This window comes from Phenylobacterium sp. (genome assembly GCF_035944335.1).
Taxonomy (GTDB): Bacteria; Pseudomonadota; Alphaproteobacteria; order Caulobacterales; family Caulobacteraceae; genus Phenylobacterium.
Map to the genome: position 1 here is coordinate 1 of NZ_DASZBG010000069.1, position 14,730 is coordinate 14,730.

Here is a 14,730-nt window from a genome sequence, read left to right on the forward strand (position 1 = left end):
CGACCGGGACGCCGCGCGCGCCGGCCAGGGCGGTCAGATAGCTCTCCAGCCGCTCGGTCGCGAAATGGCCGGGCAGCAGGTTGTTGATGGTCACCCCGTCGCGGGCCACCTCGCGGGCGATGCCGCCGATCGCGCCGGTCAGTCCGGCCCGAGCGCCGTTGGACAGGCCCAGCATGGGCAAGGGCGCCTTCACGGCGCTTGAGGTGATGTTGACGATGCGGCCCCATCGCCGCTGGCGCATGGCCCCGATCACGCCGCGGATCAGCAGGATCGGGGCGATCATGTTGGCCGAGGTCGCCGCTTGCCACTCGGTCTCGCCCCAGTTCTCGAACCGTCCCGGCGGCGGCCCGGCGGCGTTGGTCACCAGGATGTCCGGATCGGCGCAGGCCGCCAGCAAGGCCGCGCGCCCCGCCTGGGTGGTGACATCGGCCGCGACCGCCGTGACCGGTCCGCCGCCTAGCGCGCCGATTTCGGCCGCCGCCGCCCGCAGAGGTCCCTCGGTGCGCGCGCAGATGGTCAGCGTCGCCCCGGCCCGGGCCAAGGCCTCCGCGCAAGCCCGGCCCAGTCCCTTGCTTGCGCCACACACCAGCGCCGTGCGGCCCTCGATGCCGAGCGAAAACCCGATCAAGGCGCTCCCTTTCCGACCGCTTCCAGGCCCTGCTATCGTCGCCGGCAAACCCTGGAGCCGAGTTCGCGTGACCGACGCCTCGAACTTCGCAAAGGCCATCGCCGAGCGCCACCGCAATCGCGAGCGGTTCACCCTGGAGGCGCCTGCCGGCCGGGCCGGGGACATGGACTTCGCCTATGACGTCCAGGACCAGCTGGTCGCGATGATCGCCGGATCGGCCGCCCCGCCGGCCGGCTACAAGATCGGCCTCACCACGCCGCGCATGCAGCAGATGTGCGGCATCGACGAGCCAATCGTCGGCGTGGTGTTCGCCAATCGGATTCACCCCTCGCCGGCGCGGGTGGCGGTGAAGGACTTCGTGCGCCTGGGGATCGAGAGCGAGATCGCTCTGCGGATCGGCCGGCCATTCTCCGACGCGGACGGGGCCTCCAATAACGTGCTCGACCACGTCGATGCGATCTGCGCGGCCTTCGAACTGATCGACGACAGCCACGCGGACTACGGCCGGCTCGCCGCGGCGCCCCTGGTCGCCGACAACGCCTGGAACGCCGGCCTGGTCACCGGCCCGGTGGTCGCGGCCGCCGGGATCGTCTCCCTGCGGGATCTGAAGGGCGTGCTGCGCCGCGACGGCGAGGTGATCGACGCCGGCTCGTCGAGCGATGTCCTGGGCGATCCGGTCAATGCGCTGAGCTGGGTCGTCCGCCACCTGGCCCGGCGCGGCCAGGCGCTGGTCCCCGGCCAGTGGGTGAGCACCGGCAGCATCGTGCCCACCAGGTTCGTGGAGCCCGGCCAGACCTACAGATTCGACGTCGAGGGATTGCCCCCGGTCGAGCTGGCGATCGCCTAGGCGCTTCTAGGTCTAGTTCCGCGCGGGGATCAGGACGGGCAGGGTCTCGTAGCCCTTCACGAAGCTCGAATAGACCCGCTTGGGCTCGGCGGTGACCACGACCTCGGGGAATCGCTTGAGGATCTCTTCCCAGATGATGGTCAGCTGCAGCTCGGCCAGCCGGTTGCCGACGCAGCGATGGATGCCGAAGCCGAAGGACAGGTGCGTGCGCGGCCGCTCGCGATCGATGATGTAGGCGTTCGGATCGTCGATCACCTCGTCGTCGCGGTTGCCCGAGACGTACCACATGATGACCTTGTCGCCCTTCTTGATGGTCTTGCCGCCGAACTCGATGTCGGAAAGCGCGCGGCGGCGCATGTGGGCGAGCGGGGTCTGCCAGCGGATGGTCTCGGAGACCATCGAGGGGATCAGGCCCGGATTGTCGCGCAGCTTCCGGTACTGATCGGGGTTCTGGTTCAGCGCCAGAATCGAGCCGGAGATGGTGTTGCGCGTCGTGTCGTTGCCGCCGACGGTCAGCAGCACGATGTTCCCGAAATACTCCCGCGGCTCCATGTTCCGGGTCGCCGGGCTGTGGGCCAGCATGGAGATCAGGTCGTCCCTGGGCTCGGAATTGACCCGCTGGTTCCAGAGCTCGGTGAAATAGGCGTGGTACTCGACGAAGATTTCCATCTTCTGCTCGATGGAATCCACCAGCCCCTGGCCCGGCGCGGCGGTGACGACATCGGACCAGTAGGTCAGCTTGCGGCGATCGACCTGCGGCACGCCGAAGAGCGTCGCCAGGGTCATGGCGGTCAGCTCCTTGGAGACCAGGTCCACCCAGTCGAATTCCTCGCCGATCGGCAGGCTGTCGAGGATCTGGGCGGCGCGCTCGCGGATCAGCGGCTCCAGATGGGTGAGGTTGCCCGGCGAGACGGCGGGGCTGACGGCCTTGCGCTGGATGTCGTGCTTGGGCGGGTCCATGGCGATGAACATCGGCAGGGGCCCGGCGCCGGCCGTCTGTTCGGCGATGGTGATGCCGCCCTCGGAGGAAAACACCTGGTGATTGGTGTCCACGGCCATGATGTCGTTGTACTTGGTGATCGACCAGTAGGGCCCGAACTCGTGCTCTTCGGTGTAGTGGACCGGGTCTTCCCGGCGAAGGCGCTCGAAGATCGGCCACATGGCGTCGGCCTGGAAGAGGGCCGGCTGGGCGGGGTTGAGCTGCTCCAGGGGGAGAGAATAGGCCTCCTCGCGAGCGGCTTTCTGGAGTGCGACAGCGCCGTCAGCCATGGTGGATTCTCCGATGGGCCTGTTGCGTAACGCTAAAATGACGCCAGCGTCAACTTTTCAGGCGCCCAGATGGGGGTGATCCGGCTCGAGGATCCGGCCGATCCGCGGCTCGCCGACTACCTGCAGGTGCGCGAGCGCGACCTCGTGGGGCGCGAGGGACGGTTCATCGCCGAAGGCGCGGTGGTGCTGGAAAAGCTGATCGCCGCCGGCCGCCATCCGATCCGCTCGGTGCTGCTGGCGGCGAAGCGGGAAACCGCGCTGGCGCCCGTGCTGGCGCGGCTTGGGCCGGAGATCCCGGTGTACCTGGCCGAGCAGGAGGTCATGGACGCCGTGGTGGGCTTCCCCATCCACCGCGGGGTCCTGGCGGTGGGCGAGCGCGCGGAGCCCGCGGCGAAGGCGCTGCTGGCCGCCCTGCCGGCCCAGGCGCTGGTGGTCGGACTTTGCGGCGTCGCCAACCACGACAACATGGGCGGCCTGTTCCGCAACGCCGCGGCCTTCGGAGCCGATGCGGTTCTGCTCGACGCCGAATGCTGCGATCCGCTCTACCGCAAGGCTATCCGGGTCTCGGTGGGCGCGGCCCTGACGACGCCCTTCGCGCGCCTTCAGGCGGGCGAAGACCTCGTGGACCTGCTGACGCGGCGCGGCTTCCAGGTGCTGACGCTCTCGCCCAGGGGGGAGGCCCGGCTAGCCGACATCGTGGCCCGGCCGCGCCAGGCGGCGCTGTTCGGCGCGGAGGGCCCCGGACTGGCGCCAAGCCTGCTGGCGCGGACCTGCTCGGTGCGCATCCCCATGGCCGGCGGGTTCGATTCCCTGAACGTGGCGACCAGCAGCGGCATCGTGCTCAATCGCCTGGCTGAGCTGCGGCGCGACCGAGAGTCCCGGTCGGCGACTTAAAGGCAAGCTTAACCCGCAACCGCCACTCTGCGGCGGAACGGAGCGAATCCGGGCGGGGCTTCATGACGTCTGAGAAGAAAACCGACTGGCTCCCGTCCGCGCCGGCCGGCTTCGAGCAGTCGGCGGAGGTTTTCGACCGCCTGACGCGCCTCGCCGAGGCGCTGCTGGCGCCGTGCAAGGCGCAGATCACCATCCTGATCGACGGCAAGCCGTGGCGCAGCCGGGACCCGAACGGCACGCTCGGCGAAAAGGCGCTTCTCGCGCAGATGGCCGTCGCCCAGCGCAAGGTGATCTGGATTTCCGACGCCCGGGGCCACCGGGTGTTCGGGAAGAGCCAGTATGTGACGGGCAAGCCCGGCCTTCGCACCGTCATCGGCGTCCCGATCTGCCTGCCCGACGGATCCATTCCCGGCGCCCTGTGCATCGGCAGCACGGCCGTGCACGAGCGCGATCCCGTCATCGAGGCGCGCCTGCAGGATATCGCCAACCTCTGCGCCGACGAGTGGCGCCGCGTGCAGGCCACGCGCGACCACGAGATGACCTCCCAGCAGCACAATGCGACGCGCCAGGTGCTGGGCGCGATCATCGGCAATGCGCCGATGATGCTGGTGATGCTGGACAAGGACCTGAGGATCCTGGGCGCGAGCCGCCGCTGGATGCAATCGCGCCAGGTGACCTGGCGCGACGCGGTCGGAAAGCGGCTCGACGAGGTGATGCCCCAGGCCAAGGACTGGACCGCCGGCCTCAATCTTTGCCTGGGCGGCGAGACCATCGAGTCGGAACGCGGCCAGGTCGAGCTACCGGACGGCTCGATCAGCTGGGTGCGCAGCGAGCTGACGCCCTGGCGCGACGCCGCCGGCGAGATCGGCGGCATACTGATCAGCGCCCACGACATCACCGACATGGTCAAGGCCCTGGAGCGGGTGGAGCGCTCGGAGGAGCGCCTGAAGCTCGCCATGGAGATCGCCGACATCCACGTCTGGGAGATGGACTACGTCCGCGAGGAGCTGATCAAGGTGGGCGCCGAGGACACCTTCTTCACCGAGCCGAAGACCTACCAGGAGTTGCTGACCGACATCTGGGGCACGATCGACCGGCGCGACCTGCCGGCGGTGGTGGCGGCCTGGGAAGCGCACGTCAGCGAAGGCGCGCCCTATCGCCCCGAGTACCGGCTGGTGCGCAATGACGGCAAAGAAGTCTGGGCGGCGGGCTCCGCAAAGCTCATGGAGAACGACCAGGGCGTCCCCGTGCGCCTGATCGGCGCCATGCAGAACATCACCCGGCGCAAGCAGGGCGAACAGGCGCTGGTCAAGGCCAAGGAGGAGGCCGAGGCCGCGACGCGCGCCAAGAGCGCCTTCCTGGCCACCATGAGCCACGAGATCCGCACCCCGCTGAACGGCGTCCTGGGCATGGCCCAGGCCATGGCGCGCGACGAGCTGTCGGACCGCCAGCAGGAGCGGCTGGACGTGATCCGCCAGTCCGGGGAGTCGCTGCTGGCCATCCTCAACGACGTGCTCGACCTGTCGAAGATCGAGGCCGGCAAGCTGGAGCTCGAGTCCACGGAGTTCGACATCGCCGAGCTGGCGCGGGCCGCGCACGCCACCTTCGCCGCCACGGCGCAGGCCAAGGGCCTGGCCTTCGAACTGAACGTCGCGCGCGGCGCCAAGGGTGTCTACATCGGCGACAGCGTTCGGGTCCGCCAGATCCTCTACAACCTGGTCTCCAACGCCCTGAAGTTCACCGACAAGGGCCACGTCAAGGTGACGGTGGGCCGCCATCGCGGGGCGCTGACGCTTACCGTGTCCGACAGCGGCATCGGCATCGCGCCGGAGAAGCTCGCTGCGCTGTTCCAGAAGTTCGAGCAAGCCGACGCCTCGACGACGCGGCGCTACGGCGGCACGGGGCTGGGCCTGGCCATCTGCCGCGACCTGGCGGAGATGATGGGCGGTTCCATCGAGGCCGAGGCGCAGCTCGGCGAAGGCGCGACCTTCACGGTCGAGCTGCCGCTCAAGCGTTCGGCCCGCGCCGCCCCGCGCCGCCTGCCGCGCCAGGGCAAGCGCCGGCTGGAGCCGGCCACGACGCAGGGTCGCGCGCTACGCGTCCTGGCCGCCGAAGACAATTCGATGAACCAGCTGGTGCTCAAGACCCTGCTGTCGCAGATCGGCGTCGAGCCGGTGATCGTCGCCGACGGCCGGGCCGCGGTGGCGGCCTGGGAGTCCGAGCCCTGGGACCTGATCCTGATGGACGTGCAGATGCCGGAGATGGATGGCCCCACCGCGACCGCCATCATCCGCGCCCGCGAGGCCGGCGAGGGTCGGGCGCGCACGCCCATCGTGGCGCTGACCGCCAACGCCATGGATCACCAGGTCTCGGAATACCGCGCCGCCGGCATGGACGATTTCGTCGCCAAGCCCATCGAGGCCGGCCGCCTCTATGAAGCCGTGCTGCACGCGGCCGAATTGGCCGCGGCCGCGGCGTCCGGCGCGGCCGCCAAGTCGGCCGCCTGAGGCCTTAGATCCAGACCGCCCAGGGGCCCGCCGGAGGCGGACCGGCCACCAGGTCCCACAGACCGCGCATCAAGGTGCAGAGGCCGGTGACCGTAATGATCGCCACCAAGGCCGTCGCGAGCGGCGCCAGCGGCACGGCGTGGCCGTCGAGCGGGGCCAATCGCTGGAAGAACTGGGCGAACCCGTCGACGCGCACGGCGGACGAAAGCGGCGAGGCCGTCCACAGCCAGACGCCGAACGCGGCCACGGCCGCGCCGCTGGCGGCTTCGAGGAAGCCCTGCGCCCGCACGGCCCAGGGATAGGCCAGCAACAGGGCTCCCCTGGCGACGATGCCCAGGCCATAGGCGAGGACCGGCCAGAACAAGGTCGCTCGCAGCCCCTCCCAGTTCACCGCGGCGAGCGGGCCGGCGTCGAAACCGTGCGCCGGCAGGTCGCTGGCGGCGAAGCCGATGTCGAGCCGAGCCAGCCGCAGCCACCAAAGCACCAGCACCGTGCCGAAGGTGATCAGCATCAGGCCATGCCCGGCTGGAGACCAGTGCGGCGGCGGGAGGTCCATCTTCGTCTCAGGTCGCGACTCGGAGCGGCGCTCCGCCTTGGCCTCGGGCCGCGGCGCCTGGGGCTTGGGCTCGTCGCCCTGCGATGAGGCGGACGATGACGAGGGCGGGGCGGACGACCGGCGCCAGCGGCGCTGCCCAGGCCATCCGCGTCCGGCCAGCCCATCGCGCAGCGTATCCCAGTCCCAGGCGACGAACTCCAGGAACCACAGGTCGCGCACATGCCATTCGTCGAGATAGCCGATGCGGTAGCCCTGCCGTTCGATGAACCAGGCGGCGAGCGTCGCTATGCCCACCAGCATGAAGGCGCCATTGATCACCGAGCTGATCGCCTGGCCGATCGCGAGACCGAAATCCCCTCCGGCGATCGTGCGGCCGAACAGCACCAGGACCGCGGCGACGACCTGAATGGCCAGGCCGAGCTTCACGGCGAAGGCCCAGTAGGGATAGAGCGTCGGCCCGACCACGTGCTGCGGCCCTTCGCGATAGCGCGCCGCCACCACCAGCGGATGGCCGATCTCACGCAGCACGGCCTCGGTCTCGTCATCGGTGAGCGGGCGGCCCAGCTCGGCCTCGCGCGCCTCGATGCGCGAGAGGATGGTGTCGCGCAGCTCGGCGATGATGTCGTCGGCCTGCGCCTTGGGAAGCAGGACCGAAACCGCCCGCAGATATTCGTCCACCAGGTTCATGACGCCCTCCGCCCCGTCAGGGTTCGATGATTTTTTCAAGTGAGGCGCTGATCCGGCGCCACTCGTCGAGCAAGCGGGCGAGCATGGCCTCGCCGGCGGCCGAGAGCCGGTAGAAGCGCTTCCTGCGCTTCTCTTCCTCGCGCCACTCGCTGACCAGCAGCCCTTGGGCCTCTAGCCGGCGCAGCAGCGGATAGAGGGTGCTTTCCTCCATCTCCAGCCCGTCGGCGGCCAAGGCCTGGCGCAGGGTGTAGCCGTAGCGTTCCTCGCGCAGCCGGGCGAGCACGCCCAGCGTCAGCGAGCCGCGCCGAAGCTCCATCCGCAGGCTTTCGTAGAGATCGCCATCCGCCCCCACGCCTGATCGCCCCGCCTCATACAGTGTATGTCGCACAGTATATAGCGCACAGCTATTCTCGGAGCAAGAGCGGCGTTTTGCGGGTCAAGAAAAGCAAGGGCCTCCGGAACCTGCGGGTGTGTGCGCGCAGGCGCCGGAGGCCCTCTTCGCCGCATCCCCGCGGCGTCCGGCCGGCTGGGGAGGGATCAGCCGCCGAATTCGAATCCCGAGACCACCACGTCCATGACCTGGTCGCGGAAGGCGACCCGCCCGGGCTCGCCCTCCGCCGCCCCGGCCGCCACGAACAGCGGCGCGAGGTGTTCCTCCCGCGGATGGGCCTCGCGGGCGTAGGGCGCCTCGTCCCAATGGCGGATCGCATCGTCGCGGCGGGCCGGATCGGCCATCGCCTCGCCCAGCCAGGCGTCGAAGGCCTGCGACTTGGCGGTGAAGGCCGGGGTGAAGCCGCCCATGTTGTGCCAGCTCATGCCCGAACCCACGATCAGCACCCCCTCGTCCCGTAGCGGCGCGAGCGCGCGGCCGACCGCCAGGTGCGCCTCCGGGTCGAGGTCGCTCTTCAGCGAGAGCTGCACGACCGGGATGTCCGCCTCCGGCGTCACCAGCTTCAGCGGCACGAAGACGCCGTGATCATAGCCGCGGGCCGCATCCGCGCGGGCCGGCAGGCCGGCGGCTTCGATCAGGTCCTTGATCCGGCCGGCCAGCGCCGGCGCGCCGGGCGCGTCGAAGGCCAGCCGGTAGGTGTGCTCCGGGAAGCCGTAATAGTCGTAGATCAGCGGCGGATGATCGGCGGAAGACACCGTGAAGGCGTCTTCCTCCCAGTGGCCGGAGACCACCAGGATCGCTTTCGGCCGCTCCGGCAGGCCGGCGATCAGGCCCTTCAGCCAGGCGGCCGTGCGGTCCCAATCGTCTTTGGGCCCGCGGGTCCACTCCATGAAGAAGCAGGGGCCCGCGCCATGCGGGATGAACAGGGTCGGGAGCGTCATGGTCTTGTCCTTTGGGGCTTGTCCTCAGGCGGCCTTGCGCGCCTGGGCGGCCGGCGCGATGCGCTCGATCCACTCGGCGAAGGCGACGGCATAGGCGCGCAGGAAGTCGGTGGTCGATTCATTGACCAGCTCGCCGGCGTCGTCGAACAGGGAAAAGGCGCCTCCGACATAGGCTTCCTGGCTGAGCAGGGGCACGTTCAGGAACACCAGGCTCTGGCGCAGGTGATGGTTCGCGCCGAACCCGCCGACGCCGCCGGGCGACAGGCTGATGACCGCGCCGGGCTTGCCGTTCCAGACGCTCTGGCCGTAGGGCCTGGAGCCCACGTCGATGGCGTTCTTCAGCGCCCCGGGGACCGAGCGGTTGAACTCCGGCGTCACGAACAGCACCGCGTCGGCGGGCGCGATGCGCGCGCGGAAGGCGGTCCACTGGGCCGGCGGATCGGACTCCAGGTCCTGGTCGAAGTGCGGCAGGCCGCCGATCTCCACGAAGTCGAACTTCAGGTTGGCCGGCGCAAGGGCGGCGAAGGCCCTGGCGAGTTTGCGGCTCACCGAGTCCTTGCGGAGGCTGCCCACCAGGACGGCGACGGTGCGGGCTTGGGTCATCAGGGTCTCTCCCATCAATTCAGTGAGGCAGAGATGGGCCCGGCCCAGACCGTTGATAATCGGGCTTCCTCGCATAAGTATGCTTCCGAACGGGAAACAATCCGATGGATCGTCTGGACGAGATGTCCGCCTTCGCGGCGGTGGCGGACGGCCGCAGCTTCACCCAGGCCGCCAAGCGGCTGGGGGTCTCCGGCGCCCAGGTCTCCAAGCTGGTGGCGCGGCTGGAGGATCGGCTGGGCGCGCGGCTGCTGAACCGCACCACCCGCGACGTCTCGCTGACCGACACCGGCCGGGCCTATCTGGAGCGGGCCCGCGCCCTGCTGGAGGATTTCGAGGCGCTCGAGGGCTCGGTGCGCGACGAGACGGGCCCGCAGGGCCTGCTGCGCATCTCTGCCCCCGTGGCGTTCGGCGCAAAGCAACTCGGTCCGGCCCTGCTGGACTTCGCGGAAGCCTATCCGGAGGTGTCCCTGGAGGTGTCCTACGCCGACCGCACCGTCAACCTGGTGGACGAGGGCTTCGACGTGGCCGTCCGCATCGGCCAGCTCACCGACTCCTCGCTGATCGCCCGCAAGCTCGCGCCCGTCAGCATCGTGGCCTGCGCCTCGCCCGCCTATCTCCAGGCCCGCGGCGCGCCGCAGACGCCGGCGGAGCTGGCCGGGCACGACACCATTATCGACCTCAATGCGCGCGAGCCCTACGTCTGGTCCTTCGGCCAGGGCGGCCAGAGCCTGGAGGCGCGGGTACAGGGCCGGCTGCGCTTCGCCAGCGCCGAGGCCTGCCTGCAGGCCGCCGAACGGGGTTTCGGCATCACCCGGGCGCCGGACTTCGTGGCCGCTGAACGGCTGCGGGACGGCCGCCTCTCGACCCTGCTCTGCGACTACCAGCCCGAGGTGATCCACATCCACGCGGTCTATCCGCACGCGCGGCACCTGGCGGCCAAGGTGCGGGTGTTCGTGGATTTCCTGGCCAAGCGCTTCGCCGGCGAGCCGGAGTGGCGCCAGGGCTGGTGCTGAACCTGTTGCCACGGCGCCGCTAAGCGTCGAGGGTCCGCGGCATGCCGACACGCAAGACCCCAAGCGAGCGGGACGAGCTCGCCCGCTATCTCGAAAAGCTGCTGATCACCCTGGCGGTGGCGGTGCTGGCGCTGTTGATCCTGCGCTGGCGCCAGGTGTTCCTGCTGGGCTTCGGGGCCGCGCTGATCGCCGTCCTGCTCAGGGCGCTCGCCAATCCGATCCGCACGCGCACACCGCTGAACGCCGCCTGGTCGCTGGCGGTGGCCGTGGTCGCCCTGGTGGTGGTCATCGGCCTGGCGGCTTGGTTCGTGGGCGCCCAGGTTTCCGCGCAGTTCGACCAGCTGTCGCAGATCCTGCCCAAGGCGTGGGCCGCCACCCAGGCCGAGCTCGGCTCGTTCACCGCCGGCCAGTGGGTGCTGGAGAAGCTGCAGGAGGCGCGCACCGACCACAGCGTCGCCTCGAGCCTGGGCGTCGTGGCCGGCCGTCTCGGCCGGCTGACCCGGGTCGGGGTGGGCGTCGTCGCCGACCTGGCGCTGGTGATCGTGGCCGGGGTCTATTTCGCCGCCCAGCCGCAGCTCTACCGCGCCGGCCTGCTGCGGCTGGTTCCGGCCGCGGCGCGCGGGCGCATCGCCGAGGCGGTGGAAGAGGTTGGCCTGTCGCTGCGCAAGTGGCTGGTCGGCACGGGCCTGGCCATGCTCGGCATGGGCGCGCTGATCGCGGTGGGCGCGGCCCTGCTGGGCCTGCCGGCGCCCCTGGCGCTCGGCCTGCTGGCGGGGCTGGCGGAGTTCGTCCCGATCGTGGGCGCGATCGTCTCGGCGATCCCGGGCCTCCTGCTGGCCGGCACGCAGGGTTCGCAGACCATGATCTGGACCCTGGCGTTCTATGTCGCCGCCCACCAGTTCGAGGGCCATGTGCTGATCCCGCTGATCCAGCGCCGCGTGGTCTCGGTGCCGCCGGCCCTGACGCTGTTCTCGGTGCTGGCGTTCGGTCTGCTGTTCGGCCCGCTGGGGGTGATCCTGGCGACGCCCCTGGCGGTGACCGTGCTGGTGCTGGTCAAGCGGCTCTATCTGCGGGAAGAGGCCGACGACATCGGGCGCTAGGGCCTTGGGCGGCGCGATCTAGGCCGCCCTGGCGCTCGGCGACTGCAGCATCTGGTCCATCAGCATGCCGAGGCTGGTCTCCAGCGCGCGGAGGCGGACCTCGGCCCGGCCGACATCGCCATAGAGCATCACCCGGTGGGTGGTGGGCTTGCCCCTCGCCGCGCAGGCGAAGTGGACGAGGCCGGCGGGCTGTTCGGGGCCGCCTTCGGCATAGCCGGTGACCGAAACCGCCATGTCGCCGTTGGAATGGGCGAGAGCGCCTTCGGCCATGGCGATCGCGCAGGCCTTGGAGACCGCGCCCGGGCCGTCGAGGATGGCCAGCGGCACCCCCAGCATCTCCCGCTTGGCCGCGTTGGTGTAGGTCACGAAGCCGCGCTCGAAGGCGTGGCTCGTACCCGGCAGGTCGGTGAGCAGGGAGGCCAGGAGGCCGCCGGTGCAGCTCTCGGCGGTCGCCAGTTTCAGCTTGAGGTCGCAGGCGCGGGACAGGACCGCCTGGGCGAGGCGGTCCAACTCCGGCGGCAGGGCGGGATCGAGAGCTTCGGCCATGCGACTACTGCAACCGCCGGCCGTCGCCGTCCGCCTGGGCCATCAGCGCCTGCTTCTTGGCCATGATCTCTTCGCCGACGGCCTTGGTGTCCATGCCGTTCTTCTTGACCTCCGGGAAGTACTCCTCTTCCTCTTCCTCGACGTGGTGTTCGATCTGCTCCTGCAGCACCTTGACCTTGGCGTCGTACATCTCGTCGGAGGGCGCCATGCCCTCGAGCTGGGAGATCAGGTCCTTGGCGGCCGCGTGCTCGACCTCCGCCTCGTTGACCGTGTCTTCCTCTTCCACGAACTCGCGCGACTGCGGATAGAAGATCTCCTCCTCGAGCTGCATGTGGATCTTCAGCTCCATCGCGATCTGCTGGAAGATCTGCTGCTTGCGCGCGTCGTTCTCCTTGGCCTCTTCGTATTTCGCGAACAGGCCCTCGACCTTGCGATGGTCGGCCTTGAGCAGGGCGATCGCGTCTTTGGCGCGAGTTTCCGCGGCCTTCCTCGCGGCGGCCTTGCGGGCGTTGGACGTGCTGGATTGGGGGGTCGCCATGGTGAACCTCTCTCGGTAACGGGACGCAGTCCGCCTTGAACCCGTCCGCCACAGGTCGGTTCCGCCTTGATTTTCCGCGAGCTTGCGGCTGGTTAGGCCGATGATCGGGAGCGCGAGAGTGACCGTGGCGGGCGCGGGCGCGCTGGGGCTCTCAACGGCCCTGGCGCTGGCCGATGCGGGCTGCGCGGTGACGGTCTGCGATCCGCTCGATCGGGGCCAAGCCTCGGCGGTCGCAGCGGGCATGCTGGCGCCGGTGTTCGAGGCCGCGCTGGAGGCGCAGACCGCGCCGGCCTTCGACATTCTCATGGCGGCGCGCGACCTCTGGCCCGGCCTGGAGGCGCGCGCCGGGGTGGCGCTGGACCGGTCCGGAACCATGGCCGTGGGCGACGAGCCCTGGCTCGGCGGCGTGCGTGGCGCACTGGGCCGGTTGGGCGTGCGCGGCATCGACCTGCCGCGCCGGACAGCCCAGGCGCTCGCGCCGGGCTTGTCGGAGCAGTTCGGCCATGGGCTGCTGGTGCGGGAGGACTGGCGGCTGGAGCCGAGGGCCGCCCTGACGGCGCTGCGCAAGGCCTGCGACGGCGCCGGCGTCGGCTGGCGCCAGACCGCGGTGGAGGGCGTCGGCGAGGCCGACTGGCTGGTGATCGCCACGGGCGCGGCGCAAGGCCCGGAGCAACTCGCGCCGGAGCTTGCGGCGCTGACGCCGATCAAGGGCCAGATCCTGCGCTATCTGGATCTCCGTGGCGGCGGGGTGAGCGTGCGGGGTGAGGGCGTCTACGCCGCGCCGGCTTCCGACGGCCTGGCCATCGGGGCGACCATGGAGGCCGGCGTCCGCGATACCCAGCCCGACGCCAAGGCGATCGAGCCCCTGCTGCGGGCCGCGACCCGGCTGTTCCCAGCCCTGGAGCAGGCGACCTTCGGCCTCGCCGCAGGGGTCAGGGCCGCGACGCCGGACGGCTTGCCCATCGTCGGCTTCTCCGAGGCGCCGAAGGTGATCCTGGCCACCGGCGCGCGGCGCAACGGCTGGCTGCTCGCCCCGCTCGTCGCGCAGGTGGTCGCTGCTTGCGTGACGGGCGGCGAAGCTGGACCTTACGCGCGCCGCTTCGATCCGAGGCGGTTCGAGGGCGGGGCATGAACGGCTTCTGGTTCACCGACGAGCAGCAGGCGATCCGCGAGGGGGTGCTAAAGCTGTGCGCGCGGTTCGACGCCGCCTACTGGCGTGATGCGGACGAGACGGGCGACTTCCCGGAGGCCTTCGTCTCGGCCATGGCCGAGGCAGGCTGGCTGGGCGCAGCCATGCCGGTGGAGCTGGGCGGCTCGGGCCTCGGCCTCACCGAGGCGGCGATCGCCATGCAGGCGGTGGCCGAGAGCGGGGCCGGTTTCTCCGGCGCCAGCGCCCTGCACCTGAACATCTTCGGCCCCATGCCGCTGGTGAAGTTCGGGACCGAGGCTCAGAAGCGCGCGCTGATCCCGCGTTTGATTTCCGGCGAGGACAGGATGTGCTTCGGGGTCACCGAGCCCGACGCCGGCCTCGATACGACGAGCCTGAAGACCAAGGCGGTGCGCACCAACGACGGCTATGTGCTGTCGGGGCGGAAGATGTGGACGACCATGGCGCAGCGGGCGACCAAGATGCTGATCGTGGCCCGCACGACGCCGCGCGAAGAGGTCAAGAAGGCCACCGACGGGATCAGCCTGTTCTACGTCGACTTCGATCGCACGAAGATTCAGGCGACGCCGATCCCGAAGATGGGCCGCAAGGCGGTGGAATCGAACGCTGTCTTCATCGACGACCTGCACGTGCCGGCCGAGGCTCTGGTGGGCGAGGAGGGGCGCGGCTTCTACTACCTGTTGGAGGGCCTGAATCCGGAGCGGGTGCTGATCGGCGCCGAGGCGGTGGGGCTGGGGCGCGCGGCGCTGAAGAAGGCGGCGGCCTACGCCAAGGCGCGCGTGGTGTTCGGCCGCCCGATCGGCCAGAACCAGGGCGTGGCCCATCCCTTGGCCCGGTCCTGGGCGGAGCTGGAGGCGGCCAATCTGATGGCCTTCAAGGCCGCGGCCCTCTACGACGCCGGCCGCGACTGCGGGGCGGAGGCCAATGCGGCGAAGTATCTGGGCGGCGAGGCGGGCTTCCGGGCCTGCGAGGCCGCGGTGATGGCGCACGGCGGCATGGGCTACGCCAAGGAATATGACGTGGAGCGCTATTTCCGCGAGGC

At 70.2% G+C, this 14,730-nt stretch carries 15 protein-coding genes; 7 read left to right on the top strand and 8 right to left on the bottom strand.

What is annotated here, in order from left to right; all coding sequences use genetic code 11:
- A partial coding sequence (locus tag VGT80_RS11500) for an SDR family NAD(P)-dependent oxidoreductase (RefSeq protein WP_327455907.1) occupies positions 1-628 on the bottom strand: 628 nt, incomplete at its 3' end.
- 67 nt (positions 629-695) lie between these two features.
- Between VGT80_RS11500 and VGT80_RS11505 the strand changes: the two genes are divergently transcribed.
- Positions 696-1,475 carry a 2-keto-4-pentenoate hydratase gene (locus VGT80_RS11505; protein ID WP_327455909.1) on the top strand — a complete coding sequence of 260 codons (780 nt, stop codon included), beginning with the start codon at positions 696-698 and terminating at the stop codon, positions 1,473-1,475.
- 12 nt (positions 1,476-1,487) lie between these two features.
- On the opposite strand, the gene VGT80_RS11510 is transcribed toward VGT80_RS11505, so the two are convergent.
- Entirely contained in the window at positions 1,488-2,744 is a 1,257-nt protein-coding gene (locus VGT80_RS11510) for a cytochrome P450 (protein WP_327455911.1), read from the bottom strand.
- 69 nt (positions 2,745-2,813) lie between these two features.
- Here VGT80_RS11510 and VGT80_RS11515 point away from each other — a divergent pair, with 69 nt between their 5' ends.
- Both VGT80_RS11515 and VGT80_RS11520 read left to right on the top strand, forming a co-directional pair.
- The gene (locus VGT80_RS11515; protein WP_327455913.1) at positions 2,814-3,638 is read left to right on the top strand and encodes an RNA methyltransferase; all 825 of its coding nucleotides are present in this window, start codon (positions 2,814-2,816) and stop codon (positions 3,636-3,638) included.
- A 62-nt stretch (positions 3,639-3,700) separates the two neighbouring features.
- On the top strand, positions 3,701-6,145 hold the full coding sequence (locus tag VGT80_RS11520) for an ATP-binding protein (RefSeq protein WP_327455915.1): 2,445 nt from the start codon (positions 3,701-3,703) through the stop codon (positions 6,143-6,145).
- A gap of 4 nt (positions 6,146-6,149) precedes the next feature.
- Here VGT80_RS11520 and VGT80_RS11525 read toward each other — a convergent pair whose 3' ends face one another.
- From VGT80_RS11525 to VGT80_RS11540, 4 genes are all read right to left on the bottom strand, one after another.
- Positions 6,150-7,388, bottom strand: coding sequence for a hypothetical protein (locus VGT80_RS11525; protein ID WP_327455917.1), 1,239 nt, complete (start codon positions 7,386-7,388; stop codon positions 6,150-6,152).
- Positions 7,389-7,404: 16 nt separating this feature from the next.
- Positions 7,405-7,740, bottom strand: a complete 336-nt coding sequence (locus VGT80_RS11530; RefSeq protein ID WP_327455919.1) for a PadR family transcriptional regulator — start codon at positions 7,738-7,740, stop codon at positions 7,405-7,407.
- A gap of 185 nt (positions 7,741-7,925) precedes the next feature.
- A complete protein-coding gene (locus VGT80_RS11535; protein ID WP_327455921.1) occupies positions 7,926-8,720 on the bottom strand; it encodes a class III extradiol ring-cleavage dioxygenase in 795 nt (264 codons plus the stop codon).
- A gap of 24 nt (positions 8,721-8,744) precedes the next feature.
- Complete coding sequence (locus VGT80_RS11540) at positions 8,745-9,323, bottom strand: NAD(P)H-dependent oxidoreductase (RefSeq protein ID WP_327455923.1); 579 nt, start codon at positions 9,321-9,323, stop codon at positions 8,745-8,747.
- Between the two features lie 104 nt (positions 9,324-9,427).
- Here VGT80_RS11540 and VGT80_RS11545 point away from each other — a divergent pair, with 104 nt between their 5' ends.
- Positions 9,428-10,336 carry a LysR family transcriptional regulator gene (locus VGT80_RS11545; RefSeq protein ID WP_327455925.1) on the top strand — a complete coding sequence of 303 codons (909 nt, stop codon included), beginning with the start codon at positions 9,428-9,430 and terminating at the stop codon, positions 10,334-10,336.
- Positions 10,337-10,377: 41 nt separating this feature from the next.
- On the top strand, positions 10,378-11,436 hold the full coding sequence (locus VGT80_RS11550) for an AI-2E family transporter (RefSeq protein ID WP_327455927.1): 1,059 nt from the start codon (positions 10,378-10,380) through the stop codon (positions 11,434-11,436).
- Positions 11,437-11,454: 18 nt separating this feature from the next.
- Here the strand turns inward: VGT80_RS11550 and VGT80_RS11555 are convergent, their stop codons facing one another.
- A complete protein-coding gene (locus tag VGT80_RS11555) occupies positions 11,455-11,982 on the bottom strand; it encodes a CinA family protein (protein ID WP_327455929.1) in 528 nt (175 codons plus the stop codon).
- Between the two features lie 4 nt (positions 11,983-11,986).
- Positions 11,987-12,520 carry a hemerythrin domain-containing protein gene (locus tag VGT80_RS11560; protein WP_327455931.1) on the bottom strand — a complete coding sequence of 178 codons (534 nt, stop codon included), beginning with the start codon at positions 12,518-12,520 and terminating at the stop codon, positions 11,987-11,989.
- 118 nt (positions 12,521-12,638) lie between these two features.
- Between VGT80_RS11560 and VGT80_RS11565 the strand changes: the two genes are divergently transcribed.
- A complete protein-coding gene (locus VGT80_RS11565) occupies positions 12,639-13,652 on the top strand; it encodes an FAD-dependent oxidoreductase (RefSeq protein ID WP_327455933.1) in 1,014 nt (337 codons plus the stop codon).
- On the top strand, positions 13,649-14,730 hold a 1,082-nt coding region (locus VGT80_RS11570; protein WP_327455935.1), incomplete at its 3' end, for an acyl-CoA dehydrogenase family protein. The genes VGT80_RS11565 and VGT80_RS11570, both read left to right, overlap by 4 nt.

Coding starts and splice junctions, on each gene's coding strand:
- VGT80_RS11510 (WP_327455911.1), bottom strand. CDS start 2,744: ATGGCTGACGGCGCTGTCGCACTCCAGAAAGCCGCTCGCGAGGAGGCC.
- VGT80_RS11515 (WP_327455913.1), top strand. CDS start 2,814: ATGGGGGTGATCCGGCTCGAGGATCCGGCCGATCCGCGGCTCGCCGAC.
- VGT80_RS11520 (WP_327455915.1), top strand. CDS start 3,701: ATGACGTCTGAGAAGAAAACCGACTGGCTCCCGTCCGCGCCGGCCGGC.
- VGT80_RS11525 (WP_327455917.1), bottom strand. CDS start 7,388: ATGAACCTGGTGGACGAATATCTGCGGGCGGTTTCGGTCCTGCTTCCC.
- VGT80_RS11535 (WP_327455921.1), bottom strand. CDS start 8,720: ATGACGCTCCCGACCCTGTTCATCCCGCATGGCGCGGGCCCCTGCTTC.
- VGT80_RS11540 (WP_327455923.1), bottom strand. CDS start 9,323: ATGACCCAAGCCCGCACCGTCGCCGTCCTGGTGGGCAGCCTCCGCAAG.
- VGT80_RS11545 (WP_327455925.1), top strand. CDS start 9,428: ATGGATCGTCTGGACGAGATGTCCGCCTTCGCGGCGGTGGCGGACGGC.
- VGT80_RS11550 (WP_327455927.1), top strand. CDS start 10,378: ATGCCGACACGCAAGACCCCAAGCGAGCGGGACGAGCTCGCCCGCTAT.
- VGT80_RS11555 (WP_327455929.1), bottom strand. CDS start 11,982: ATGGCCGAAGCTCTCGATCCCGCCCTGCCGCCGGAGTTGGACCGCCTC.
- VGT80_RS11560 (WP_327455931.1), bottom strand. CDS start 12,520: ATGGCGACCCCCCAATCCAGCACGTCCAACGCCCGCAAGGCCGCCGCG.